The organism is Pseudomonas sp. GW821-FHT11D10 (genome assembly GCF_058808435.1).
The window spans coordinates 1-22,561 of record NZ_JBXARR010000010.1 but is presented as its reverse complement, the minus strand read 5'-3'; the positions used below and the strand labels follow the sequence as shown (position 1 = coordinate 22,561).

26 protein-coding genes are annotated in these 22,561 nt (G+C 61.2%); 10 read left to right on the top strand and 16 right to left on the bottom strand.

Features of this window, described 5'->3' with window-relative positions:
- Positions 1-24: 24 nt before the first annotated feature.
- The 6 genes from AC1RT4_RS24495 to AC1RT4_RS24470 form a co-directional block, all read right to left on the bottom strand.
- Positions 25-591, bottom strand: coding sequence for a DUF6162 family protein (locus tag AC1RT4_RS24495; RefSeq protein WP_493088535.1), 567 nt, complete (start codon positions 589-591; stop codon positions 25-27).
- Positions 588-896 carry a hypothetical protein gene (locus AC1RT4_RS24490; protein WP_236676411.1) on the bottom strand — a complete coding sequence of 103 codons (309 nt, stop codon included), beginning with the start codon at positions 894-896 and terminating at the stop codon, positions 588-590. Before AC1RT4_RS24490 ends, AC1RT4_RS24495 begins: the two co-directional genes overlap by 4 nt.
- A gap of 20 nt (positions 897-916) precedes the next feature.
- Positions 917-1,459, bottom strand: a complete 543-nt coding sequence (locus AC1RT4_RS24485; protein ID WP_493088533.1) for a PA2404 family protein — start codon at positions 1,457-1,459, stop codon at positions 917-919.
- Positions 1,456-2,655, bottom strand: coding sequence for a PepSY-associated TM helix domain-containing protein (locus tag AC1RT4_RS24480; RefSeq protein ID WP_493088531.1), 1,200 nt, complete (start codon positions 2,653-2,655; stop codon positions 1,456-1,458). Before AC1RT4_RS24480 ends, AC1RT4_RS24485 begins: the two co-directional genes overlap by 4 nt.
- A gap of 252 nt (positions 2,656-2,907) precedes the next feature.
- A complete protein-coding gene (locus AC1RT4_RS24475) occupies positions 2,908-3,783 on the bottom strand; it encodes an alpha/beta fold hydrolase (RefSeq protein WP_493088529.1) in 876 nt (291 codons plus the stop codon).
- Positions 3,784-3,924: 141 nt separating this feature from the next.
- Entirely contained in the window at positions 3,925-4,383 is a 459-nt protein-coding gene (locus AC1RT4_RS24470) for a VOC family protein (RefSeq protein WP_493088526.1), read from the bottom strand.
- Positions 4,384-4,667: 284 nt separating this feature from the next.
- On the opposite strand from AC1RT4_RS24470, the gene AC1RT4_RS24465 reads away from it, so the two are divergent.
- The 3 genes from AC1RT4_RS24465 to AC1RT4_RS24455 all read left to right on the top strand — a co-directional run bounded on the left by AC1RT4_RS24465 (position 4,668) and on the right by AC1RT4_RS24455 (position 7,395).
- Positions 4,668-5,882: an SfnB family sulfur acquisition oxidoreductase gene (locus tag AC1RT4_RS24465; RefSeq protein ID WP_493088524.1), complete on the top strand. Its 1,215-nt coding sequence runs from the start codon at positions 4,668-4,670 to the stop codon at positions 5,880-5,882.
- A gap of 2 nt (positions 5,883-5,884) precedes the next feature.
- Positions 5,885-6,550: a methionine ABC transporter permease gene (locus AC1RT4_RS24460; RefSeq protein WP_493088522.1), complete on the top strand. Its 666-nt coding sequence runs from the start codon at positions 5,885-5,887 to the stop codon at positions 6,548-6,550.
- A gap of 74 nt (positions 6,551-6,624) precedes the next feature.
- Positions 6,625-7,395, top strand: coding sequence for a MetQ/NlpA family ABC transporter substrate-binding protein (locus AC1RT4_RS24455; protein ID WP_039770347.1), 771 nt, complete (start codon positions 6,625-6,627; stop codon positions 7,393-7,395).
- Between the two features lie 36 nt (positions 7,396-7,431).
- On the opposite strand, the gene soxR is transcribed toward AC1RT4_RS24455, so the two are convergent.
- Positions 7,432-7,890 (bottom strand): redox-sensitive transcriptional activator SoxR, encoded by a 459-nt coding sequence (gene soxR / locus AC1RT4_RS24450; RefSeq protein WP_493088519.1) that lies wholly within the window; start codon positions 7,888-7,890, stop codon positions 7,432-7,434.
- A gap of 90 nt (positions 7,891-7,980) precedes the next feature.
- Between soxR and AC1RT4_RS24445 the strand changes: the two genes are divergently transcribed.
- Entirely contained in the window at positions 7,981-8,346 is a 366-nt protein-coding gene (locus AC1RT4_RS24445) for an antibiotic biosynthesis monooxygenase (protein WP_493088517.1), read from the top strand.
- Here the strand turns inward: AC1RT4_RS24445 and AC1RT4_RS24440 are convergent.
- The 4 genes from AC1RT4_RS24440 to msuE are packed head-to-tail and all read right to left on the bottom strand — an operon-like array spanning position 8,343 to position 12,387.
- Positions 8,343-9,446, bottom strand: a complete 1,104-nt coding sequence (locus AC1RT4_RS24440; protein ID WP_493088515.1) for a sigma-54 interaction domain-containing protein — start codon at positions 9,444-9,446, stop codon at positions 8,343-8,345. The genes AC1RT4_RS24445 and AC1RT4_RS24440 overlap by 4 nt on opposite strands.
- Positions 9,447-9,469: 23 nt before the next feature.
- On the bottom strand, positions 9,470-10,657 hold the full coding sequence (locus tag AC1RT4_RS24435; RefSeq protein WP_007955826.1) for an acyl-CoA dehydrogenase family protein: 1,188 nt from the start codon (positions 10,655-10,657) through the stop codon (positions 9,470-9,472).
- Between the two features lie 10 nt (positions 10,658-10,667).
- Entirely contained in the window at positions 10,668-11,813 is a 1,146-nt protein-coding gene (gene ssuD / locus AC1RT4_RS24430; protein WP_493088513.1) for an FMNH2-dependent alkanesulfonate monooxygenase, read from the bottom strand.
- A 10-nt stretch (positions 11,814-11,823) separates the two neighbouring features.
- Complete coding sequence (gene msuE, locus AC1RT4_RS24425; protein WP_007955830.1) at positions 11,824-12,387, bottom strand: FMN reductase; 564 nt, start codon at positions 12,385-12,387, stop codon at positions 11,824-11,826.
- A 389-nt stretch (positions 12,388-12,776) separates the two neighbouring features.
- Between msuE and AC1RT4_RS24420 the strand changes: the two genes are divergently transcribed.
- From AC1RT4_RS24420 to AC1RT4_RS24405, 4 genes are all read left to right on the top strand, one after another.
- Positions 12,777-13,046, top strand: coding sequence for a hypothetical protein (locus AC1RT4_RS24420; protein ID WP_493088511.1), 270 nt, complete (start codon positions 12,777-12,779; stop codon positions 13,044-13,046).
- 101 nt (positions 13,047-13,147) lie between these two features.
- Complete coding sequence (locus AC1RT4_RS24415; RefSeq protein WP_007955835.1) at positions 13,148-13,762, top strand: LysE family translocator; 615 nt, start codon at positions 13,148-13,150, stop codon at positions 13,760-13,762.
- Between the two features lie 206 nt (positions 13,763-13,968).
- Positions 13,969-15,135 (top strand): aminotransferase class V-fold PLP-dependent enzyme, encoded by a 1,167-nt coding sequence (locus AC1RT4_RS24410; RefSeq protein WP_493088509.1) that lies wholly within the window; start codon positions 13,969-13,971, stop codon positions 15,133-15,135.
- Positions 15,136-15,192: 57 nt separating this feature from the next.
- Complete coding sequence (locus AC1RT4_RS24405; protein ID WP_493088507.1) at positions 15,193-17,001, top strand: aminopeptidase P family protein; 1,809 nt, start codon at positions 15,193-15,195, stop codon at positions 16,999-17,001.
- Here AC1RT4_RS24405 and AC1RT4_RS24400 read toward each other — a convergent pair.
- Positions 16,994-17,902 carry a LysR family transcriptional regulator gene (locus tag AC1RT4_RS24400; protein WP_493088505.1) on the bottom strand — a complete coding sequence of 303 codons (909 nt, stop codon included), beginning with the start codon at positions 17,900-17,902 and terminating at the stop codon, positions 16,994-16,996. The two genes, AC1RT4_RS24405 and AC1RT4_RS24400, sit on opposite strands and share 8 nt — an antisense overlap.
- Positions 17,903-18,014: 112 nt before the next feature.
- Here AC1RT4_RS24400 and AC1RT4_RS24395 point away from each other — a divergent pair, with 112 nt between their 5' ends.
- Positions 18,015-19,013, top strand: a complete 999-nt coding sequence (locus tag AC1RT4_RS24395) for a zinc-dependent alcohol dehydrogenase family protein (protein ID WP_493088503.1) — start codon at positions 18,015-18,017, stop codon at positions 19,011-19,013.
- Here AC1RT4_RS24395 and AC1RT4_RS24390 read toward each other — a convergent pair.
- Both AC1RT4_RS24390 and AC1RT4_RS24385 read right to left on the bottom strand, forming a co-directional pair.
- Positions 19,010-19,600, bottom strand: coding sequence for a 2-hydroxychromene-2-carboxylate isomerase (locus AC1RT4_RS24390; RefSeq protein WP_493088501.1), 591 nt, complete (start codon positions 19,598-19,600; stop codon positions 19,010-19,012). The two genes, AC1RT4_RS24395 and AC1RT4_RS24390, sit on opposite strands and share 4 nt — an antisense overlap.
- A gap of 33 nt (positions 19,601-19,633) precedes the next feature.
- Complete coding sequence (locus AC1RT4_RS24385) at positions 19,634-20,362, bottom strand: SDR family oxidoreductase (protein ID WP_493088499.1); 729 nt, start codon at positions 20,360-20,362, stop codon at positions 19,634-19,636.
- Between the two features lie 91 nt (positions 20,363-20,453).
- On the opposite strand from AC1RT4_RS24385, the gene AC1RT4_RS24380 reads away from it, so the two are divergent.
- Positions 20,454-21,023, top strand: coding sequence for a TetR/AcrR family transcriptional regulator (locus tag AC1RT4_RS24380; protein ID WP_007955849.1), 570 nt, complete (start codon positions 20,454-20,456; stop codon positions 21,021-21,023).
- 10 nt (positions 21,024-21,033) lie between these two features.
- Here AC1RT4_RS24380 and AC1RT4_RS24375 read toward each other — a convergent pair whose 3' ends face one another.
- A complete protein-coding gene (locus AC1RT4_RS24375) occupies positions 21,034-21,315 on the bottom strand; it encodes a hypothetical protein (protein ID WP_007955851.1) in 282 nt (93 codons plus the stop codon).
- Positions 21,316-21,484: 169 nt separating this feature from the next.
- Entirely contained in the window at positions 21,485-22,372 is an 888-nt protein-coding gene (gene rhtA / locus AC1RT4_RS24370) for a threonine/homoserine exporter RhtA (protein ID WP_007955853.1), read from the bottom strand.
- Between the last annotated feature and the right edge of the window lie 189 nt (positions 22,373-22,561).

The following is a 22,561-nucleotide window of genomic DNA, read 5'->3' as shown; positions in this document are numbered from 1 at the left end:
CTTCTCTCGAATGAAGGCGAGGGTTCAATGACGATGTTCGCGGGTCACCCCGGCATCGAATTGCGCGACGATCTGTTTCCAGCCGGCGGCGGACAGCGCTGCGTCGGACAGGTCTGTCGGCGCTTGCAGGTCGGTGGCGCGGTTGAGCCAGATATCCGGCGCTGCGTCGTTCAGGCGCATCAGAAACGAACCGGCCACAGCCGGTGCCTGGCTGTGGCCGAAGTAGGCGCGGTCGGCCAGCAACTGCCAGGCATGACCACCACGACTGACCGAGCTGGCGTCCTGGGCAAACGGGGCGAAACCTTCGTCCGCCAGGTTCTGCGGGGTCGGCAGCGTTTGCTGTTCTTCGCGCAGCAGGTGGATCTCATCGAGGGTCACGCGCAAGTCGGCATAGATGCCTTGCTCACTGGCGCCGAGATCGCGGCGGGCATCCAGCTGATGGCTGGAAACCGGCTCCGGTTCGTGGGAGACGCCGCGCCATGCGACTACCGATCCGGCGACCGCGAGGATCAGCAGGCACATCAGCAGCACATTGAGGGTTTCATGGCCGGCGCCGGCGGGGCGAACAACTTGAGTGGTCGGCGTGGTCATGGGGCTTCGATATCCGCTTGGTCGATTTCGACCACGTGGCCGGGGCCGGCGTCGAACAGCACGTAGAACTCGGCGCCGGGTTTCTTGAAGGTCAGGGTCGAATCGGCACCGAGCTTGCCCGGCACCAGAATGGTTTCGTCGTAGCCGATCACATCGAGGGTCACCCCCGGTGCGCCGCTGCCGTCGGAGAAGCCGCCAGTGCACTTGATCTGCTCGGCGTCGATGGCCTTGCACTCGCACATCGGGTTGTGGGCCAGGGCGCTGGCGCTGAAACCGGCGCACAGCGCCAGCAATGCAACGCTCATGTTCAAGCGGGAAGGGTGGCTCATGGTTTGGCTCCTTGTTTGTTCAGCCAGGCAACGGTGGCGGGGGAGGCCTGGCTCAGCGGAATCGAGGCTTGGTGCATGCTGCCGTCCCAGCCTTCCATGGTGATCCACAGTTCGGCGTCGGCTCTGGTTTTGTCCGGGACGGGCATCTGCGTACCCATGCTGTAAGGCGTGCCGAAGAAGATCGAACCCGCGGCGCGCAGACTGCGCGGCTTGCCGATACGCAGGTAGGTGGCCTTGACCTGTTCGACACAGGCCTCGCACAGCGCGGCGCTAAACCCTTTCAGATAGCCGGCTGCGCCGTCGGGAAGCGGTGCTTCGTTGCGAAACTCGGCCAGCCGCAGACTCCAGGGACCCACCTGGACTTCGCCGATCTCGCGTTCGCCCAGTCCGCTGTCGCCGCGAAACAGAGCCTGGTCGGCGAAATACCTGGGCATGAATCCCAGCGGAATCAGCAACAGCAGCACGTTGATGTGGAAGCGCCATTTGTGCCAGATCACGCTCAGTCGTGAAGGTTGAACCACGGTGGTGGACTTGCTCACAGGTTGGCCTCCGACGGTTCACGCTGCAGGGCCGGTTGTGCCCGAACGCGCTGTTTCTTGTGCTCGCGCTTGAGGGCGTTGGCGGTCGCCAGCGCGGTTCGCTTGGTCCAGATCAAGAGCCCGCTGAGGACCATCATGCTCAGCACCAGTCCGAAGAAGAACCAGATCAGCTTGATCCACAGTCCACCGAAGTCGCCGGTGTGCAGCGGACGCATGGATTCGGTGACGAACTCCAGGGAGGTCCGGTCGGAGAGCAGCCGCGAGGCTGCCACTTCACCGCTGTAAGGGTTGAGCGTGGCTGACTGGAACATCAGCGGATACCAGCCGCGCCCCCGGATATCGAGATGGCTGTAGGCGTTGCCGGGCAGGTTGATGGTGCTGGCTTCGAACCCGGGAATCCGTTGCCGGGCGATTTCGACGGCGCGGTCCAGACTGACCCGTGGCGGAGGCGAACCATCGGCAGACAACGGTACGCCTTCACGAGACATGGCTGCGATGACCGGTTCGCTGGAGATGGAGATGTGGTTGTCCGAAAGAATGGCTTCGATCAGAAACCACACGGCGGTGACGGAGATCACCGCGATAAACCAGATCGACCAGATGCCGCTGAGACGGTGGAAATCGCCCCAGAATATCCGCGCACCGTGACGCAGGCGCAGGGTCGGGCTGAAAAAGCCCTTCCAGAACCGTTTGTAGACCACCAGCCCGGTCACCAGCGAAGCCAGCATCGGCAGCGCCAGGAAGGACACCAGATACCAGCCCCAGCTGTAACCGTTGGTGAACGGCACCAGCCACCAGCCATGCAAGGCTCGGGTGAAGGCCCGGAAATTGAAGTCTGGCGCGGTGCCCTGGATCACACCGGTGTAAGGGTTGACGTAGACCGTCACCGAGCGCCCGTCAGGCTGACTGACGTTCACTTCCAGCGCGAAATGCGCTTCGTCGGGACGACTGATGCGTTCGACCAGCAACTGTGGTTCGGCGGTCTTGATCGCGCTGATGATCTGGTCATAACCCAGCAGCGGGGCATCGTCCGATGGTTGGGTGGCGCGCATTTGCGGATTCACCAGCCAGACAATTTCCTGGCTGACCACCGCCAGGGTGCCGGTGACGCAGACAATCAGGACAAAAAACCAGATTGGCAATGCCAGCCAGCTGTGTACCAGGAACCACAGTTTCGAGCGGGATTTCTTCGACATGATGAAGGTCTTGATTCGGTGAGAGGACTCGGCCGCTACGGGCTTCGCAGCGCGGGAGTCCCTGAAGGGCCCGTCGTGGCTTTTGCCTACGCGACCGGCCCGCATCTCTATAAGACGGATGACCGAAGCAAATCCCGATAAACGATATGAAAGTAAATGTTTCGCGATTGCAGGTTGCTGCCAGGTGGACAGATTTCTGCCGGGAAGGCTAAGCAGTCCGACGGCTCATGCCGTCGGATTGAAGGAGGGGAATCAGCGGAGAAAATCGAGTGCTTCGGCCAGCACCAATTCGGGCACTTCTTCGGCGAGGTAATGCCCGGCTGGCAGCGCGTTGCCCCGTACGTCGGTGGCAACCTGTTGCCATTCCCTCAGCGGATCGAAGCAGCGACCGACGGTGCCCTCGGCGCCCCACAGCACCAGTAACGGCAGGTTCAGGTGACGGTTGGCCGCGAGGTCGGCGCGGTCATGTTCCAGGTCGATGCCGGCACTGGCGCGGTAATCCTCGCAGATCCCCCGAGCACTGCCGGGACGTTCCAGGCAACGCCGGTATTCGCTGAATGCCTCGTCGGTAAAGGGCGCAAGTCCGGCGCTGCGGCTGCCCATGACGCTGCGCAGATAACCTTCGGGATCGGCTTCGATCAGGGTTTCCGGCAACGGCGCCGGGCGGATCAGGAAGAACCAGTGCCAGTAGGCTCGGGCGAAGGCTTCATTGGTCTGGCTGTACATCGCCAGCGTCGGCGCGATGTCGAGCAGGACCATGCGCTGCACGACGGCGGGATGATCGAGCGCCAGGCGATGGGCGACTCGCGCGCCACGGTCATGGGCAAGGATCGAGAACTGCTCGAAACCCAACGCCTTCATCAATTGCACGCCGTCGCGGGCCATCTCGCGCTTGGAGTAATTGAGGTGAGCCTCATCCGGCGGCGGGCGGCTGCTGTCGCCATAACCGCGCAGGTCGGCGGCGACCACGGTGAAATGCTCCGCCAGTTGTTCGGCGATCTTGTGCCAGATGACGTGGGTCTGCGGGTGCCCGTGCAACAGCAGCAGGCCCGGGCCGCTGCCTTTGATGCGGTAGCTGATGTCCACACCGTTGACGTGGCGCTGTTCTTTGACGAATCCGGCAAACATCGGGTGATCCTTTATTCAGGCGGGTGGCCTGCATCCTGAAATCGCCGGGCGTTCATGACAAGAGGTGAAGCGTGGTTCGACGGTTCATGAATCGTGTTCACCCATCCCCGCGGGTTGCGCGGGAATGGACACTCGGCGTTGCTAACCCTGCTGGAACATCTCCTTCGCCCGCTGCTCGATCTGCGCCTGGGTCAGGTCTTCCTTGCGTGTGGCCAGAAACCACAGATGCCCGTACGGATCTTTCAACGTCCCGCTGCGGTCGCCGTAGAACTGATCCTTGACCTCGGACACCGAGGTCGCACCAGCATCCAGTGCGCGCTGAAAGGATTTGTCGACATCGGTCACGTACAGATGCAAACCGACCGACACTGCTTTGTCCGGATTGCTCAACGGACCTTGATCGCATGGCGAGCCGAGCATGATTGCGCTGTCGCCGATGCGCAGTTCGGCGTGGCCGATGCCGCCGTCGGGCATGCTCAGGCGCATGACTTCGGTGGCACCGAACGCCTTTTTATAGAAGTCGATGGCTTCGGCAGCTTTGTGAATGCCGAGATACGGGGTAATGCTGTGATACCCCTCGGGAATGGGTTTGACGCTCATGGCGGTACTCCCTGTTTTTTGTTGCCTGGTTTTTATTAGAGGTTGAAGGTGTGCCTTCGCCGGGGTTGCCGGTCGCTCAACTATAGATCCGTGCCGCCGCCATGGCCGAGTAGCCGACGAGCAGCCACCGCACTGTTCAGCCATCGACAGTGAAGCAACAGAATGCGCGGGTTTTTCATCGTCAGATACCCTGAAAGTCCGCTGTAACCCCCGAAAGACAAGGCCTGTCAGTCAGGCACAGAAGCTGCAATGACCCGGTACAACACCGATACCGAGAGTCATCCATGTCTGAATCTGCCGTTTATCCGATCAACCCGCCGGCCGCCCACCGGATCGCCGACGACGCCGAAGCCTTGCGCGTGGCCGCACAGGTCGCCGCCGTCTTGCAGGAACATGCCGCCGAGCGTGACCGCAGTCGCGAAGTGCCCGCCGAGATCGTCGATCTGTATTCCAACAGTGGCCTGTGGGGCATCACAGTGCCGAAGGAATACGGCGGCGCGCAGGTGTCCTACGCGGTGCTGGCGCAGGTGATCGCGATCATTTCCGCCGCCGATCCGTCCCTCGGGCAGATCCCGCAAAACCATTACTGCCTGCTCGAAGACATCCGCCTGCAAGGCACGCCGACGCAGCAGGCGCATTTCTTTGAGTTGGCGCTGCAAGGTCATCGTTTCGCCAATGCGCTGTCGGAAACCGGCGGCAAGAACGTGCAGGACATTCAGGCGACCATCCGCCGTTATGGCGATGGCTTCGTGATCAACGGCCGCAAGGGCTACTGCACCGGTTCGCTCTACGCCCACTGGCTGGCGGTGCTGGCGCTGGATGAAGAACAGAAGGGCCAGTTGGCCTTTGTCGAGCGCGGCACGAAAGGGCTGGTGATCGTTGATGACTGGGACAGCATCGGTCAACGCACCACCTCCAGCGGCACGGTGTTGGCGGAAGATCTGCAAGTGGCGCCATTCAATCTGTTTCCGACGTACCGTTCCTACGAGAACCCGACCCTGGCCGGGCCGTTCGCCCAGTTGACCACCGCCGCCATCGACGCCGGCATCGCCCGGGCAGCCTTGCGCGATACCGTGGAATTCGTCCGCCAGTTCGCCCGACCGTGGATCGATGCGGGTGTGGACAAGGCCAGCGAAGATCCGCTGACGATCATTCAGATCGGCGCGCTGGAAATCCGTCTGGAAGCCGCCGAAGCCTTGCTCGAACGCGCGGGTTGGGCGCTCGACGCTGCACGTCCGGCACCGGATGAAGACAACGTCGCACTGGCGTCCCTGGCCGTGGCCAAGGCCAAAGTGCTGACCACCGAAATCGCCATCGAGGCCAGCAACAAACTGTTCGAGCTCGGTGGCACCCGCTCGACCCTGAAGAAGCACAACTTCGACCGCCACTGGCGCAACGCCCGGGTGCACACCCTGCATGACCCGGTGCGCTGGAAGTACCACGTGGTCGGCAACTGGCTGCTCAACGGCGTCAAACCGCCGCGTCACGACTGGTCCTGATCATGGCCCAGTGGTTCAAAAACATTTACTGGGCCGACATCGCCCAGGCCTGTCTCGACACCCTGAGCATGCTCGGCGCGGCGCTGCTGTTCACGGTGTTGCTGGGCCTGCCGCTGGGGCTGCTGCTGTTTCTCACCGGCAAGCGCCAGTTGCATGAAACGGTCGGCTTGTACCGGGTGCTGTCGGTGATCGTGAACATGCTGCGTTCGCTGCCGTTCATCATTCTGCTGATCGTGCTGATTCCGCTGACCACGTTGCTGGTGGGCACCTCGCTGGGCGTGCCCGGAACGATTCCGCCGCTGGTGGTCGGTTGCACTCCGTTCTTTGCGCGACTGGTGGAAACCGCGTTGCGCGAAGTCGATCGAGGCGTGGTCGAGGCGACCCAGGCGATGGGCGCCAACACCTGGCAGATCATTCGCCACACCCTGTTGCCGGAAGCCCGCGGCGGGTTGCTGGCGGCGGTGACGGTCACCGCCATCGTGCTGGTGGATTACACGGCGATGGCCGGCGTGATCGGTGGCGGCGGGCTCGGCGATCTGGCGATCCGCTACGGATACCAGCGCTTTCAGACCGACGTGATGGTGGTCACCGTGGTGTTGCTGCTGATTCTGGTGCAGGCCCTGCAAATGACCGGCGACCGCCTGGTGGCGCACTACAGCCGACGCTGACAAAACAGTTTCAACCCATAAAAGGCCCCACGTTCACCCCACGACGGCCACTCAAATCTGCCTTGGAGCACAGCATGAAAAAGACCCTGGCCGTACTGGCTGCCGTTCTGTCGTTCGGCGCCCATGCCAACGAAAAACTGATCGTCGGCGCCACCCCGGTGCCGCACGCGGAAATCCTCGAGTTCGTCAAACCGACCCTGGCCAAGGAAGGCGTGGATCTGGACATCAAGGTCTTCACCGACTTCATCCAGCCCAACCAGCAACTGGCGCTGAAAAACCTCGACGCCAACTATTACCAGTACCGGCCATTTCTCGATGATTTCAACAAGACCCGCCACACGGATCTGGTGCCGGTGGTCGGCGTGCACATCGAACCGTTCGGCGCTTACTCGACCAAGATCAAGAACATCTCGGAGCTGAAGGACGGCGCCAGCGTGTCGATCCCCAATGACCCGGTGAACACCGGTCGTGCCCTGGTGCTGCTGCACGAGGCGGGGCTGATCAAGCTCAAGGATCCGAGCAACACGCTGGCAACCCAGCGCGACATCGTCGAAAACCCCAAGCACCTGAAAATCCGTGAACTGGAAGGCGCTTTGCTGGCCCGTTCAGTGAGTCAGGTGGACCTGGCGTTCGTGTTCGCCAACTACGCGCTGGAAGCCGGGATCGACACCAACAGCGCGCTGATCGTCGAGAAGGGCAAGAGCCTGTACATCGAGTTTCTGGTCGCGCGTCCCGACAACATCAACGATCCGGGTCTGCAGAAACTGGCCAAGGCGTTGAATTCCGATGAAGTGCGTCAGTTCATTCTGACCCGTTACAAAGGGCAGATTGCGCCGGGCTTCTGATGGATCGAATTGGGGGTTCCCGTGGTACGGGAACCCTCACTTGGGAACGTCGAGAAAGTGCGCCCCCGGCCCTTGCTCGCCCAGCACATCGCCCTGATTGCGCAGCGGACAGGCTTCCATCGACAGGCATCCGCAACCGATGCAACCGGTCAGCCGATCCCGCAGCAGCATCAATTGTTCGATCCGCTCGTCCAGCTCTCGCCGCCACTGCTCCGACAACACTTTCCAGTCCGCTGCCGTTGGTGCGCGGTTGTCCGGTAGCTGTTTAAGTGCCTCGCCGATTTCCGCCAGCGGAATGCCCAGGCGTTGCGCCACCTTGATCAGCGCCACCCGCCGCAGCACTTCCCGTGGATAACGCCGCTGGTTGCCGGCATTGCGCTGGCTTTTGATCAAACCTTTGGATTCATAGAAATGCAGGGCGGTAACGGCGACACCACTGCGGGCCGCGACTTCGCCGACGGTCAGTTGCTTGTGCACATTTTCCGCAGTGATCATTTGCCAATTGCCCCTTGACCTCTAGTTAAGTCGAGGTTTTACCCTGCAGGCCTTCGAATCGCAAGATTCGTCTGACAGAGTGGGGATGTCATGCTAGCACCAGCGAAAAACCGCAGCTTTACCCAATTGATCGAATTTGAAATCGAACCCGGCCAGCAACCGGCGCTGGTCTCGGCGCTGGCGGTGCAGACCGAACGTCTGGCCCAGCGTTACGCCGGTTTCGTCAGCGCCAGCGTCCAGGCCAGCGACGATGGCCGGCGAGTGTTGAGTTTTCTGCAATGGCAGTCCCGCGAGGCGGGGGAGGCGGCGTTCCAGAGTTTCGAAACCGGCGAGCAAGATTTCTGGCAACTGATTCGTACCCATCAGGCGCGCACCGTGACCTTCGGTTCATTCCAGGTGCTGAGCAGCATCGCCCGCAGTCACGACGACGGTTTGCACTGCCAACTGGTCGGCTAGATCGACAGCTGGATCAAGCGCTCGCCTTGCAGGTTTTCCGTGGGCCGCCGCTTGTTCACCGCCAGTTCGCCGATCTTGATCAGTCGCGTGCGGGTGACGTTGCGGCTCAGGCCGAGCAGGGACGCGGTGTGCACCTGGTTGTAATGGCAGAAGCGATAGGCCGCGCGCAGTAACGCGTCTTCGACTTTTTCATGCAGGGCGCCGGCCTGCTGCTCGAAGAGTTTCTGGAAGGCGCGTTCCAGCAGCGCTTCCGGTGAGTCGTCGGTGGTCGCGTGCTGATCGTCGGGACGATCGATGCGCAGGTTCGACAGGCGCAGATCGTCGCGTTCGATCACGCCGTTACGGCAGATCAACAGCGTGTGATGGATGACGTTTTCCAGTTCGCGGATATTGCCCGGCCAACTGTAGCCGCGCAGTTTGTGCTCGGCGCCGGGGCTGATGGTGATGCGTCCGTAGCCCAGGCGCTGACTGTAGGCCTCGATGAAATGCCGGGTCAGCGGCAGGATGTCGCCGGGCCGCTCGCGCAACGGGCTCAGTTCCAGATTGACCACGTTCAGCCGGTAATACAGATCCTCGCGGAAATGCCCGGCGTTGATGGCTTTCTCCAGTTGCACGTTGGTTGCCGCCAGCACCCGCACATCGATGGGAATGCTCTTGCGCGAGCCCAGGCGCACCACTTCACGTTCCTGCAACACCCGCAGCAACTTGACCTGAATGGCCATCGGCAGATCGCCGATCTCATCGAGGAACAAGGTGCCGCCATCCGCCTCTTCAAACCATCCGGCCTTGGCGCTTAGGGCGCCGGTGAAGGCGCCTTTTTCGTGGCCGAACAATTCGGCTTCCACCAGCGATTCGGAAAACGCGCCGCAGTTCACCGCAATGAACGGCCGATTGCGCCGGTTGCTGAGGTTGTGGATGTGCCGCGCCACCAACTCTTTGCCGGTGCCGGTTTCGCCGATGATCAGCACGCTGGCTTCGCTCGGCGCGACCTGTTGCAGATGCGCGAGCAGGGCCTGGGATTTCGGGTCTTCGAACACTTGTGCAGTGGCGCGAATCGATGTGGCCAGGGCGGGTGAGGGCGGCAGGGTCAGCAGTTGCATGGGTCTCGCTCCACGAAAGGAAATCAGGAATAGAACGTCGGCACCGGCAGGGACTGGTTCAGCGCCCAGTCGCCCAGCTCGTGGAGTTTGTAATCCAGCGGGTCGTGCAGGGTTTGCGTGCGCAGGTTGCGCCAGTGTCGGTCGAGACGCAGCGAGGCGTGGGTCGAACGGGCGCCGGTGACTTCGAACAGTCGGCTACAAATCTCCAGGCCCTGGCGACTGGCGGCGACCTTGGCCGTGGCAATCGCCGTGGCCAGGTGACCGCGTTCTTCGGCGCTCAGGTTCGGGCCTTTGGCCCAGGCCTCGTCGAGCAACGCAGCGGCGCGTTCCACCAGCAATCGGATGCCTTCGAGGGCGACCCAGAACTCGCCGTAATGGGCCAGCACATAAGGGTCTTCACGCACTTCGCGCACCGAGGATTTGTGCCAGACACGGGTTTCGCTCAGGGTGTATTGCCGCGCCTCTTCAAAGGCCCCTTCGGCGATGCCGAGAAACATGTGGGTGAACGTCAGTTGTGCGATCAACGGGCGCAAGCAGGCGAACGGTGTGCTCAGCGGCCCCGGATCCAGCAGCAGTTCCGATTCTTCGACCCGCACCCGTTCGAACGTGGCGCTGCCGCTGTCGGTCTGGCGCTGGCCGATGTTGTTCCAGTCGTTGTGCAGGGTGATGCCGCTGCGACCGCTGGGGATCGCCGCGATCAGCAGTTTGCCGCCGTTGCTTTCGTCCACCGCCGAGGCGATCAGCATCTGCGAATCGCTGGCGCCGGAGCAGAAGCTTTTCTTGCCGGAAAACTCGCGCCAGCCGCCCAGATCCTTGACCACGGTACGGGTGTCCAGCGGATTGAGCGCGTTGCCCCAGAACCAGTTCTGCCGCGCGGTCTGTTCGAACCACGGCTGCCATTGTTCCGGGCGCGAAAACAGTCGCACGGTGGCGAGCATCAAATGATGAAAGCCGAAGACGTGGGCGATCGAGCTGTCGACCTTGGCGAACTCGCGCACGACTTCCAGGGTTTCGCTCCAGCGCGCGCCGAGGCCGCCGTAACGGGTGGGAATGCTCAGGGCCAGCAGACCGCTGTCGCGCAGGGCGTCGCGTTCGGCTTTCGGCGTACCGCCACGCTCGTCGCGCTCGACGGCGGTCAGGGCAAATTCGGCGGCCAGTTGGCGGGCGGTCTGCAACGGGGAGAGCAGGGTGCTTTGCGGTTTGGCAGTCACTCGGTCTTCCTCAGGCGTTGGCTTTGACGGGCAGTACATCGTTGGCGATCATTTCGCCGAACGGCCCGGTGAGGTTGGTGACGCCGCGTCCGGCCAGGCTTGCATACGGCTCGGGCAACAGCGGGAAGACCAACTCGGCAAAACGGTAGGCCTCTTCGAGATGCGGATAACCGGAGAAGATGAAACTCTCGATGCCCAGGTCTGCGTACTCCTTGATTCGCGCTGCCACTTGTTGCGGATCACCCACCAGCGCAGTGCCGGCACCGCCGCGCACCAGGCCGACGCCCGCCCACAGGTTGGGGGCGATTTCCAGATTGTCGCGGCGCCCGTCGTGCAGGGCGGCCATGCGTCGCTGGCCTTCGGAATCGAAGCGCGAGAAGGATTTCTGTGCGGCCTCGATGGTTTCGTCGCTGATGTGTTCAATCAGTTTGTCGGCGGCTTTCCAGGCTTCTTCGGCGGTCTCGCGCACGATCACGTGCAGGCGAATGCCGAACTTCACTTTGCGCCCGTGACGGGCGGCGCGTTCACGCACATCGGCGAGTTTTTCGGCGACGGCGGCCGGAGGTTCGCCCCAGGTCAGGTAGACGTCGACCTGCTCGGCGGCCAGATCATGGGCCGCGTCGGAGGAACCACCGAAATACAGTGGCGGATAGGGTTTCTGCACCGGCGGATACAGCGCCTTGGCGTTCTGTACTTTCAGATGTTTGCCTTCGAAATCCACCGCTTCGCCTTGCAACACGCGACGCCAGATCTGGAGGAATTCGTCGGTGACTTCGTAGCGTTCGCTGTGGCTGAGGAAGCTGCCGTCGCCACGGTTTTCGTCGGGGTCACCGCCGGTCACGACGTTGATCAGCAAGCGGCCGTTGGACAGTCGATCCAGGGTCGCGGCCATGCGCGCCGAGACGGTCGGCGAGATGATCCCCGGACGGATCGCCACCAGATAACGCAGGCGTTCGGTCAACGGCACCAGCGCCGAGGCGATCACCCACGAGTCCTCACAGGAACGGCCGGTGGGAATCAGCACACCGTGATAACCGAGGCTGTCGGCGGCTTGCGCCACCTGTTTCAGGTAATTGAGGGTGACCGGGCGCGCGCCTTGGGTGGTGCCCAGATAGTGACCGTCGCCGTGAGTCGGCAGGAACCAGAAAACATCCATGAACAGCTCCTTAAGCGATCTTCAGCAACGGTTTGATGTGAGTGCCGAACAGCGGCGCGGCGCGTTCGGCGGCCAGGCGGATACGCGCTTTGAGCGGTTCGCTGGTGATCTGGTAGTCGGCGAAATCGGCTTCGGTGGCGTATACGCCGATCGGCAGGGTCACGGCCTGGAAGAAACTGAACAGTGGGCGCAACTGGTGATCGAGGACCAACGCATGGCGTTCGCTGCCTCCGGTGGCGGCGAGCAGTACAGGGGTGTCGATCAGCGCATTCAGGTCGATCAGGTCGAACAAATGCTTGAGCAGCCCCGGATAGGAGCCGCGATACACCGGCGCGGCGACAATCAGCAGATCAGCCTGTTCGATTGCCTGCAGCTCGGCTTCGATCTCGGCCGGCAGTTCCTGACGGGACAGTGCGGCGCCCAGCGGGCGGGCGATGTCACCGAGTTCGATCAGATGGCTCTCGACCGGCAGGTGCCCGGACAATTCGGCCAGCAGGGCCTGGGTCAGCACCAGGGTGCGGGACGGACGCCAGGTTCCGCCGGACAGGGCGACGACTTTCAGTGGACGCGACATGGTCAGTTCCTTTTTCAACAGTTGCTCGGCGAGCAGTGAGTAGTCACTGGAGCAGAGCAAGCGCTGTACCAATTCCTGTAAGGCCCGTATTTCGGGGCTTTGAGCGTTTTCGGTGGCTGTGCTCATGTGACGTTCAGGCCGGTTTGTTGAACCGCTGTTGCCTGGGAAACAGTTGCTGGAGCAACAGTGCCGAACGCGATGAAGGATTTATAAAGGCTGACTGTTATTCCGTAAAAGACTGTTAATTGATATTGATAGGCCTTTTGAGAATATGCAGAGCGAATCCTGGCCGAATTCTGATAGCCACTATTGAGAGCGTTGATTTCTGCCAGAGCGTGCCCGGGCGTAGCCTTTCTCCATCGACCCACACTGCTCGCCAGGACGCTCCCATGAATCGTTTACTGACTGTTTCGCTGATGCTCGCTGTCTCCGTTCTCGCCGGTTGCGCGAGCCACGTTTCCCCGGAACTGCGCCCTTACACGGCGGAAGAAACCCGCGAACTGGCGCTCGAAACCTTGAGCCGTCGGGGCCTGTCCTTCGAGGAATATCATGCGAAAAAAGCCGAATTGCTCGGCCAGCCACAGAAGACTTTCGGTTTCGACAGCAAGGGTGAAATGAGCGCCGAGCGGGCCGTACAGCTGCACGGCCGTCCTAGCTGATCCGTAACTGTACTGCTCGAAGTTTTACCCAACTGTCCGTGGGTTTGCGCGGCGCCGTGGGATAGGGTCAACACCTGAATGACCCTGACGGACTGCCTGCCATGACCCTCTCGCTCGACCTGCTGCTGGGCTTTGCCCTGTTTGCCCTTGTCACCTCGATCACACCGGGGCCGAACAACACCATGTTGCTGGCATCGGGCGTGAACTTCGGATTTAACCGCACCATCCCCCATATGCTCGGCATTACCTGCGGCTTCTTCGTGCTGGTGGTGGCGGTGGGTTTTGGCCTGGGCGCGGTGTTCCAGACGTATCCGCTGCTTTATACGGTCCTGCGTTACGTCGGCGCGGCGTACTTGCTGTACCTGGCGTGGAAAATCGCTCACTCCGGCCCGGTCGGCGACAGCGAGCAGGGCGAGGCGAAACCGATCAGCTATCTCGGTGCGGCGGCTTTTCAGTGGGTTAATCCCAAGGCGTGGATCATGGCCATCGGTGCCATCAGCACGTACACGCCGATGCAGGGTTATTTCACCAACGTGATCGTGATTGCGGCGGTGTTCGCCATCATCAACCTGCCGAGCGTCGGCGTCTGGGCGGCGTGCGGGACCTTGCTGCGCAACGTGCTCAAGGATCGCCGCTGGTTGCGGGTGTTCAACTGGGGCATGGCGGCGCTGCTGGTGATTTCGCTGTATCCGTTACTCCTTGAAAGCTTTAGCTGACGCAGTGCTACAACCGCCGGCCCGATGCCTGTTAAAGTCGCGTTCAGGAGCGTTCCTACGCACTTTTAAATGAAGTTGTTCTTCTTTAACGGCATCCGATCAGGTATTGATGACGCTCTCGAACCCGGACGCAGCTCACAAGGCTGCGTCGTGCCGTTTGTAGACACGAGCTTCCTGATCCCGGAACACGCTCTGCGAGTCTTTTTATGAACACACGTCCGCTGTATTTCGATTACGCCGCCACCACCCCGGTGGACGAGCGGGTCATCCAGGTGATGATCGAGTGTCTGGGTTTCAACGGTAACTTCGGCAACCCGGCCTCCAGTTCCCACGCCTTCGGCCAGCAGGCCCGGCAAACGGTCGAGAACGCTCGCCGGCAAGTCGCCGAACTGGTCGGCGCCCAGGCGCAGCAGATCGTCTGGACCTCCGGCGCCACCGAATCCAACAACCTCGCCCTCAAAGGCGTGGCCCAGGCCCGTGGTGTGTCCGGCGGCCATATCATCACCAGTCAGATCGAACACAAGGCCATCCTCGACACCGCCCGGCAATTGCAGGACGCCGGTGTCGCCGTGACTTATCTGGTGCCGGACGCCGAAGGTCTGATCACCCCGCAAGCGGTCAGCGAAGCGATGCGCGATGACACCTTTCTGGTGTCGCTGATGCTGGTCAACAACGAACTCGGCACCGTCAACGACATCCCGGCCATCGGCGAAGTGGTGCGTGGGCGTGGGGCGTTGTTCCATGTCGATGCGGCGCAAGGCGCCGGCAAGGTCGCGATCGATCTGGCGCAATGGCCGGTGGACCTGATGTCGTTCTCGGCGCACAAGCTCTACGGCCCTAAAGGCATCGGCGCGCTGTACGTCGGCCCGCGTGCGCAGCAGCGTTTGCAGGCGCAGATTCACGGTGGTGGGCACGAGGGCGGGTTGCGTTCCGGTACGCTGGCGACTCACCAGATTGCTGCCATGGGCTCGGCCTTCGCCCTGGCCGCCGAGGCTTTTGATGACGAGAAGAAAACCATCGTCGCGCTGCGCGAGCGACTGCTCGAGCCACTCTTGAGCCTGCCCGGCGTACGCCTCAACGGCAGCTCCACCCAACGGATCCCGCACACCTTGAGCCTGACCTTCAGCGAAGGTGAGTTCAACCCGGCGGCGCTGAGCCATTCGATCGCGTTTTCCGCGACCTCGGCCTGCAATTCCGCGAGCAATGCGCCGTCCCACGTTTTGCTGGCATTGGGGCACGACGCGCACCTGGCGGGACGCACGATTCGCCTGAGCCTCGGCCGTTTCACCACCGCCCAAGACATCGACAAGGCTGTAGATCTGATCAAAACGGCCTGCGCCAGTGCTCCGGCATTCTGGGCGACAGGGCTTTAACGAGCCGGCTTCGAACGGCACCGAACAATAACGATGAAGTGATTGGCAGGAGACATGATGAGTACCCAGACTTTGACCGAAGGAACGGTTCCCCAGCGCCTCGCGCACACCCGTGAATTGATGCGTCGCGAAGGTATCCACGCGTTGCTGGTGCCGTCCGCCGACCCGCACCTGTCGGAATACCTGCCGGGTTACTGGCAGGGCCGGCAATGGCTGTCGGGGTTCCATGGCTCGGTCGGCACGTTGATTGTCACCACCGATTTCGCCGGGGTCTGGGCCGACAGCCGTTACTGGGAACAGGCGACCAAGGAACTCAAGGGCAGCGGCATCGAACTGGTGAAACTGCAACCGGGTCAACCTAGCCCGCTGGACTGGCTGGCCGAGCAGACGCCGGAAGGTGGCGTGGTCGCGGTCGACGGCGCGGTGATGGCCGTCGCATCGGCGCGTACGCTGGGCGGCAAGCTCGAAGCGCGGGGCGCCAGTCTGCGTACCGACATCGACTTGTTGAAAGAAGTCTGGAGCGATCGCCCGGCGCTGCCGAACGCGCCGATCTATCAGCACCTGCCACCGCAGGCGACTGTCAGCCGTGGCGAGAAACTCGGCAAACTGCGCGAAACCCTGCAGGAACGCGGCGCCGATTGGCATTTCATCGCCACCCTCGACGACATCGCCTGGCTGTTCAACCTGCGCGGCGGCGATGTGTCGTTCAACCCGGTATTCGTTTCCTTCGCCCTGATCAGCCAGCAGCAAGCCACGCTGTTTGTGGCCTTGAGCAAGGTCGATGCTGAGCTGCGTGCCGTGCTGGAAAAGGACGGCGTGACCCTGCGTGACTACAGCGAAGTCGCCGACGCGTTGCGTGCGATTCCGAATGGCGCGAGCCTGCTGGTGGATCCGGCGCGGGTCACCAGCGGTCTGCTGGATAACCTCGACACTGGCGTGAAACTGGTCGAAGGCCTGAACCCGACCACACTGGCCAAGTCGCAGAAGAGCCTGGCGGATGCCGGGCACATCCGTCAGGCGATGGAGCAGGATGGCGCGGCGCTGTGCGAGTTTTTCACCTGGCTGGAATCGGCCTGGGGTCGTGAGCGCATTACCGAGCTGACCATCGACGAAAAACTCACGGCGGCCCGTGAGCGTCGCCCGGATTATGTGTCGCTGAGTTTCAACACCATCGCCGCATTCAATGCCAACGGCGCGATGCCGCATTACCACGCCACCCCGGAAGAGCACGCGGTGATCGAGGGCGACGGCTTGTTGCTGATCGACTCCGGTGGTCAATACCTGGGCGGTACTACCGACATCACGCGCATGGTGGCTGTTGGTACGCCGAGCGAAGAGCAGAAACGTGACTGCACCCGAGTGTTGAAGGGCGTGATTGCATTGTCCCGCGCACATTTCCCGAAAGGCATTCTGTCGCCGCTGCTGGACGCAATTGCCCGCGCGCCGATCTGGGCTGAAAACGTGGATTACGGCCATGGCACCGGTCACGGCGTGGGTTACTTCCTCAATGTGCACGAAGGCCCGCAGGTGATTGCCTATCAGGCGGCGCCGGCGCCACAAACCGCCATGCAACCGGGAATGATCACTTCCATCGAACCGGGCACTTATCGTCCGGGCCGCTGGGGTGTGCGGATCGAGAACCTGGCGATGAACGTTGAAGCGGGAAGCAGCGAATTCGGCGAGTTCCTCAAATTCGAAACTCTGACCCTGTGCCCGATCGACACCCGATGCCTGGAGCCGTCGTTGCTGACGCAGGAAGAGAAGCAGTGGTTCAACGCCTATCACGCCGAAGTGCGCGAGCGTCTGAGCCCGCTGCTTGAAGGCGCGGCACTGGAGTGGCTGAAAACGCGTACTGCCGCTATCTGATCGGTTGAAGCTCGGGCGCTGCAGCCAGCGCCTGGGTCATGAAGTCGACAAACGCGTTGACCCTGGCGGACTGGCGACGGTTCGCCGGGGACACGGCGTGAATCGGCAATGATCGGGTCTGGTAGTCCTGCAACAGGGCGATCACTCGGCCCGCCTTCAAATCCTCGCTGAACAACCAGACCGGTGACAGCGAAATCCCCAATCCTCCCAAGACCATTTCGCGGATCGCTTCGGAGTTGTTGCTCTGGGCGTTGCCCCGGATGCGTACGTCGTGGTGTTGGCCATCCTTCTCGTAGGTCCACAGATTCTGAGTGCTGAGCAGGTTGAATTGCAGGCAGTTGTGCTGCGCAAGATCCTGAGGTGATTGTGGGTGACCGTGGCGTTGCAGGTAATCGGGCGTCGCCACCGTGAGCCGGTGGGTGGTGCCGATGCGTCGGGCGATCATGCCGCTGTCGTTCAGCTCGCCGATGCGCAGGCTGACGTCCAGGCCTTCGCTGACCAGATCCAGACTCTGATCGCTCAGTTGCAGGTCGACCTGCACCTGGGGGTAGCGCTGCAGAAAATCCGCCAGCCGCGAGGCGATCTGCAAGCGGCCGAAACTGACGGAGGAGCCGATTCGTAGAGGACCGGCCACGGTTTCCCTGCCGGACTGGAAACTGTGCTCGGCGGCATCCACGGCAGCGAGGATATTTCGACATTCGTTGTAGTACCGCAGACCTTCATCGGTCAGTGACAGCTTGCGTGTACTGCGGGCAATCAGCTTGCCGCCCAATTCATTCTCAAGGGCGCGCAGGACTTTGCTGATGGTCGGCTGGGTGGTGTGCAGTTCCCGGGCAACGGCTGAGAAACTGCCGCGTTCGACCACCCGGACGAAGATGGCCATTGCGTTGAGCTTGTCCATGAAGCGCCTCATTCATGCCGGTTTGGCATGCTCACTATAGTCATTTGGCGTCTTATCGGCATGGGTCTGCTGCGGGACCATAGCTTCACTTTCTCCCACAGGAATGACCGAAATGACTGACTCACTGAACATGAAAGCCCTGATAGTGGATACCGCTAACGGGCCGTTAAGCTTGGTTTCCCTGGAGCGCCCCGTGGCAGCGGCCGGACAGGTATTGGTGCGGATCAAGGCCAGCGGCGTGAATCCGCTGGATCTGAAAATCCGTGCAGGGCAGGCCGCCCATGCCCGGCAACCGTTGCCGGCGGTGTTGGGGCTGGATCTGGCGGGTACAGTCGAAGCGGTGGGTGAGGGCGTGCAGGATTGGACGCCGGGCGATGAGGTGTATGCGTTGGCCACGGGCATTGGTGGCGCGCAAGGTTCGTTGGCCCAGTTTGCAGTGGTGGACGCACGACTGCTGGCGCGTAAGCCTTTGAACCTGAGCCCGCGCGAAGCCGCGAGCCTGCCATTGATATTGATCACGGCGTGGGAAGGCCTGGTGGATCGGGCTCGGGTGAGCGCGGGGCAAAAAGTGTTGATTCACGGCGGCGCAGGTGGCGTCGGGCATGTGGCCGTTCAACTGGCCCGTGCGTTCGGTGCTGAAGTGTATGCAACGGGTTCTGCGGGACAACGCTCGATCATCGAGGGTTACGGCGCGACGTTCATTGATTATCGAGAGAGCTCGGTGGAGGACTATGTCGCCGAGTTCACGGCGGGGGAGGGGTTCGACATTGTCTATGACACGGTCGGGGGCGATACGCTGGACGCCTCGTTCAAAGCCGCACGGATCTACAGCGGGCATGTGCTCAGTTGCCTCGGTTGGGGGCAGCACAGTCTTGCGCCGTTGTCGTTTCGTGGGGCGACGTATTCGGGAGTCTTCACCTTGTTGCCGTTACTGACCGGCAAGGGCTGCGAGCATCATGGCGAGATTTTGCGACAGGCTGCCGCCCTGATTGAGTCTGGCCGGCTGCGACCGCTGCTCGATCCGCATCGGTTCACGCTGGAAACCGCCGGAGAAGCCTATGAGCTGCTGGCAACGAAAGCAGCTCAGGGGCGTGTGGTCGTGGAGATTTAGCGAAGGGCTTCTGCCACGAAGTCGAGCCGGTCCTGGCCGAAGAACAACTGGTTGTCGATGAACATGCTCGGCGCACCGAAGACGCCGCGTTTCACAGCGGTTTCGGTGTTGTCCTTGAGCGCAGCCTTGACTGCTTCATCGTTGGTCAATGCCAGTACCTCTTCAGGATTGAAGCCATGTTCAGTCAGCACGGCGGCAACTGTTGCCGGTTCATCAAGGGCGCGGCCTTCAACCCACAGCGCTTTGAACAGGCAATCGATAAATGTCAGGAAGCGATCGGGATGGCGCAGTTGAATGCCAGTGACCGCACGCATCAACATCAGGGTATTGATCGGGAAATGCGGGTTGAATTTCAGGGGCACGCCGTAGCGTTTGGCGTAGCGGTCCAGGTCCTGAAACATGTAACGACCCTTGGCCGGGATCATTGCCGGCGACGCGTTGCCGGTGGCTTTGAAGACGCCGCCCAGCAACATCGGAATGTAGATCAACTGGCTGCCGGTTTCGGCGCAGATTTTCGGTAGTTGGGTGTACGCCAGATAAGTGGCGGGGCTGCCGAGATCGAAATAGAACTCCACGGTTTTGCTCATGTTCGCTGCACTCTGTTTTTGTTATTGGGGGGATTACCAGCGTTCGTTCCACGGACGCAGATCCAGTTCGAACGTCCAGGCGTCCCGTGGCTGGCTATGCAGATACCAGTAGTTCTCGGCGATGTGCTCTGGATTGAGAATGCCGTCCTGGTCCTTGGTGGCGTATTTGTCAGGGAAATTGTCGCGGATGAAGTCGGTATCGATGGCGCCGTCGACCACAACGTGGGCAACGTGGATGTTCATCGGGCCAAGCTCTCTGGCCATGCTCTGTGCCAGAGCCCGGATACCGTGCTTGGCTCCGGCGAATGCGGCAAAGCCTGAGGCACCGCGCAATCCAGCAGTCGCGCCGGTGAACAGGATAGTGCCGCGGCTACGGGTCACCATCCGTTTGGCGACTTCGCGGGCATTGAGGAATCCGGAGAAACAGGCCATTTCCCAGATCTTGAAGTACTTGCGTGCGGTTTCTTCGAGGATGCTGCAGGGCACGTTGGCGCCGATGTTGAAAACGAATGCTTCAATCGGACCGAGGCGGGTTTCGATATCTTCGATCAGCGCTATCACGTCTTCTTCCTTGCGCGCGTCGCAGGCAAAACCGTGGGCTTCGCCGCCGTCCGCCTGAATCGCTTCCTCCAACGGCTGCAATTTGTCGGCGCTGCGCCGCGTAACACACGCGACGAAACCTTCCTTGGCGAACCGCTTGGCGATGGCACCGCCCGTGGCATCACCTGCACCGACAACCAATACGACCTTCTTGTTATTCATGGGTGGATCCCTTTAGTAAACGATCGTTAAGTGAACGAACGTTATGCTAGGATTTGCTTAGCGTCAAGGCACTCAATTTGAGGATAGTCACATGCGGTATTCCGCCGGTCACAAGCTGGAAACCAAAGAAAAGCTCCTGCAAAGCAGCTCGCTGTCTGCGAAAAAGACCGGGTTTTCTTCAATGGGCGTCGACGGCCTGATGAAGGCGATCGGCTTGAGCGGGGCGGCGTTCTACAGTCATTTCTCGTCCAAGGATGCCTTGTTCGCGGCTATCGTCGAGCGTGAGCTGTGCCAGAGTCTGGAACGTTTGGGCGGGCAGGGTACGCAGGATCGTGAACGGCTGGAGCGGTGCCTGAAACTGTATCTGAACATGGCCCATGTCGAGCAACCTGAACTGGGCTGCGCATTACCTGCGCTGGGCGCCGAGATAGCGCGGTCGGATATTGTTGTGCGGGAGCAGGCCGAGCTGTGGATTTGCAAGCTTCAGGAAAGTTGGGCGCAGATTCTGGAAAGCGACAGCCTGGCCTGGGCGATTCTGTCGCAATGTGTCGGGGCGCTGGTGGTGGCGCGTATGTTGGCGTCACCAAAAATTCAGCAGCGGGTGCTGAACTCCTGTCATGAAGAGATCGGACACCAGCTCGCCGCTTCGCGAGTGCAGTAGCGGCGATGGTTTATTTGCAGATGACGATCATGCTGCGGCTGGTATAGCCGGCGGGGTTGAGGCCGAAGGGGTAATCACCCGGTTCTTCCACGGTATCGCCTGATTTTGCGATGACCTTGTAGCCTTTCGGTGCGCAAGAGTTCGCAGCGCTGGCGTAGCACTTGTCCCAAGAGGAGGACAACCCCGAACAGTTGATGTGCAGCCCTTTCTTGCCATGCTTGACCTGGGTCTTCGACGTCGCCGCGCAGCCCGCAACGGCGAGTATGGCGATCAGTATCAAAATTCGTTTCATTACCGTCCTTATGGCTGCCTCGAGTCTGGCGCTCGGGGTCTGCCTGTATTCGCACTCGCTTGAAGCGTTCCGATATCCCTATCCGAAAAAATCCATGTCTGGCATTGGGTTGCGTGGCTAAACATGGCCTAAATGAGCGCCAAATGCCAGACCTTCGTTCAATCCCCTTTCAATCCGCTGCGATGGCGGGTTTGGCAGTGCTGCCCATCGTCATGGTTGCACCGACGGAGGCCAGAATAATGCACAGGATCGCCATCCATTGTGACAAAGAAAGGTATTCCTGAAGGAATAGCAGGCCCGACAGCGCCCCAAAGGCCGGTTCGATGCTCATCAGCGTGCCGAAGGTGCGGGCGGGCATGCGGGTGAGGGCGACCATTTCCAGTGTGTAGGGGAGGGCGGTAGACAGGATCGCGACGCCGATAGCGATCGGAATCAATGCGGGTGTCAGCAATGCGCTGCCGGCGTGGACGATACCGATGGGGGCGACGAACAGGGCCGCGATCATCACGCCAAGCGCTGCGGTGGTCACGCCGTTATCGGCGCCGGCCTTCTGGCCGAACAGAATGTATAGCGCCCAGCAAACGCCGGCTCCCAGCGCATAGCCTGCGCCGACCAAGTCGATACCCGCTGTCGTAGCGCCGGTCGGTATCAACAGCAACAAGCCGATGGCAGCCAGGGCAATCCAGAGAAAATCGATCGCGCGACGAGAGGCATAAATGGCCACCGCAAGCGGGCCGGTGAATTCCAGGGCGACCGCAATCCCGAGGGGGACAGTGCGCAACGACATATAGAAGAGGAAGTTCATGCCTCCTAGCGCCATCCCGTAGACAATCACTGTACGTAGGGATTTGGCTGTCAGCTTCGCTCTCCAGGGTTTGAGCAGTAACAGCATGATCACGCTGGCGAAGATAAGGCGCAGCGTTGTCGTGCCCTGAGCGCCAACGATGGGGAACATGCTTTTGGCCAGCGAAGCGCCGGACTGGATTGATGCCATGGCTATTAATAGAAGGCCAACCGGGAACAGGGTTGAGGCAAGACTGCGAGGCTGGTCGTTCATTGCGTGGCATCATCCGGGGAGGGAGCTGAGGTGTGTTGGGCAATATAGTGCGCATTCGCTACGTTCGCGTCTATATAGAAGCGGCCTTTTTCCCTCTCTTGATAGAAAACTCAAATTAAGGGTTGACGGCAGATTCTGAGTCTCTATAATTCGCCCCACTTCCGGCGCAGTCGAAACAGAAAACTCCTT

What these genes read in the sequence shown, in the direction of transcription:
- AC1RT4_RS24495 (WP_493088535.1), bottom strand. Translation starts at nt 591, where the DNA reads ATGACCACGCCGACCACTCAAGTTGTTCGCCCCGCCGGCGCCGGCCAT.
- AC1RT4_RS24410 (WP_493088509.1), top strand. Translation starts at nt 13,969, where the DNA reads ATGAACACACGTCCGCTGTATTTCGATTACGCCGCCACCACCCCGGTG.
- AC1RT4_RS24465 (WP_493088524.1), top strand. Translation starts at nt 4,668, where the DNA reads ATGTCTGAATCTGCCGTTTATCCGATCAACCCGCCGGCCGCCCACCGG.
- AC1RT4_RS24405 (WP_493088507.1), top strand. Translation starts at nt 15,193, where the DNA reads ATGAGTACCCAGACTTTGACCGAAGGAACGGTTCCCCAGCGCCTCGCG.
- AC1RT4_RS24440 (WP_493088515.1), bottom strand. Translation starts at nt 9,446, where the DNA reads ATGCAACTGCTGACCCTGCCGCCCTCACCCGCCCTGGCCACATCGATT.
- AC1RT4_RS24395 (WP_493088503.1), top strand. Translation starts at nt 18,015, where the DNA reads ATGACTGACTCACTGAACATGAAAGCCCTGATAGTGGATACCGCTAAC.
- soxR (WP_493088519.1), bottom strand. Translation starts at nt 7,890, where the DNA reads ATGATCACTGCGGAAAATGTGCACAAGCAACTGACCGTCGGCGAAGTC.
- AC1RT4_RS24415 (WP_007955835.1), top strand. Translation starts at nt 13,148, where the DNA reads ATGACCCTCTCGCTCGACCTGCTGCTGGGCTTTGCCCTGTTTGCCCTT.
- AC1RT4_RS24380 (WP_007955849.1), top strand. Translation starts at nt 20,454, where the DNA reads ATGCGGTATTCCGCCGGTCACAAGCTGGAAACCAAAGAAAAGCTCCTG.
- AC1RT4_RS24390 (WP_493088501.1), bottom strand. Translation starts at nt 19,600, where the DNA reads ATGAGCAAAACCGTGGAGTTCTATTTCGATCTCGGCAGCCCCGCCACT.
- msuE (WP_007955830.1), bottom strand. Translation starts at nt 12,387, where the DNA reads ATGTCGCGTCCACTGAAAGTCGTCGCCCTGTCCGGCGGAACCTGGCGT.
- AC1RT4_RS24400 (WP_493088505.1), bottom strand. Translation starts at nt 17,902, where the DNA reads ATGGACAAGCTCAACGCAATGGCCATCTTCGTCCGGGTGGTCGAACGC.
- AC1RT4_RS24475 (WP_493088529.1), bottom strand. Translation starts at nt 3,783, where the DNA reads ATGTTTGCCGGATTCGTCAAAGAACAGCGCCACGTCAACGGTGTGGAC.
- AC1RT4_RS24385 (WP_493088499.1), bottom strand. Translation starts at nt 20,362, where the DNA reads ATGAATAACAAGAAGGTCGTATTGGTTGTCGGTGCAGGTGATGCCACG.
- AC1RT4_RS24445 (WP_493088517.1), top strand. Translation starts at nt 7,981, where the DNA reads ATGCTAGCACCAGCGAAAAACCGCAGCTTTACCCAATTGATCGAATTT.
- AC1RT4_RS24460 (WP_493088522.1), top strand. Translation starts at nt 5,885, where the DNA reads ATGGCCCAGTGGTTCAAAAACATTTACTGGGCCGACATCGCCCAGGCC.
- AC1RT4_RS24420 (WP_493088511.1), top strand. Translation starts at nt 12,777, where the DNA reads ATGAATCGTTTACTGACTGTTTCGCTGATGCTCGCTGTCTCCGTTCTC.
- AC1RT4_RS24480 (WP_493088531.1), bottom strand. Translation starts at nt 2,655, where the DNA reads ATGTCGAAGAAATCCCGCTCGAAACTGTGGTTCCTGGTACACAGCTGG.
- AC1RT4_RS24455 (WP_039770347.1), top strand. Translation starts at nt 6,625, where the DNA reads ATGAAAAAGACCCTGGCCGTACTGGCTGCCGTTCTGTCGTTCGGCGCC.
- AC1RT4_RS24490 (WP_236676411.1), bottom strand. Translation starts at nt 896, where the DNA reads ATGAGCGTTGCATTGCTGGCGCTGTGCGCCGGTTTCAGCGCCAGCGCC.
- AC1RT4_RS24470 (WP_493088526.1), bottom strand. Translation starts at nt 4,383, where the DNA reads ATGAGCGTCAAACCCATTCCCGAGGGGTATCACAGCATTACCCCGTAT.
- AC1RT4_RS24375 (WP_007955851.1), bottom strand. Translation starts at nt 21,315, where the DNA reads ATGAAACGAATTTTGATACTGATCGCCATACTCGCCGTTGCGGGCTGC.
- rhtA (WP_007955853.1), bottom strand. Translation starts at nt 22,372, where the DNA reads ATGAACGACCAGCCTCGCAGTCTTGCCTCAACCCTGTTCCCGGTTGGC.
- ssuD (WP_493088513.1), bottom strand. Translation starts at nt 11,813, where the DNA reads ATGGATGTTTTCTGGTTCCTGCCGACTCACGGCGACGGTCACTATCTG.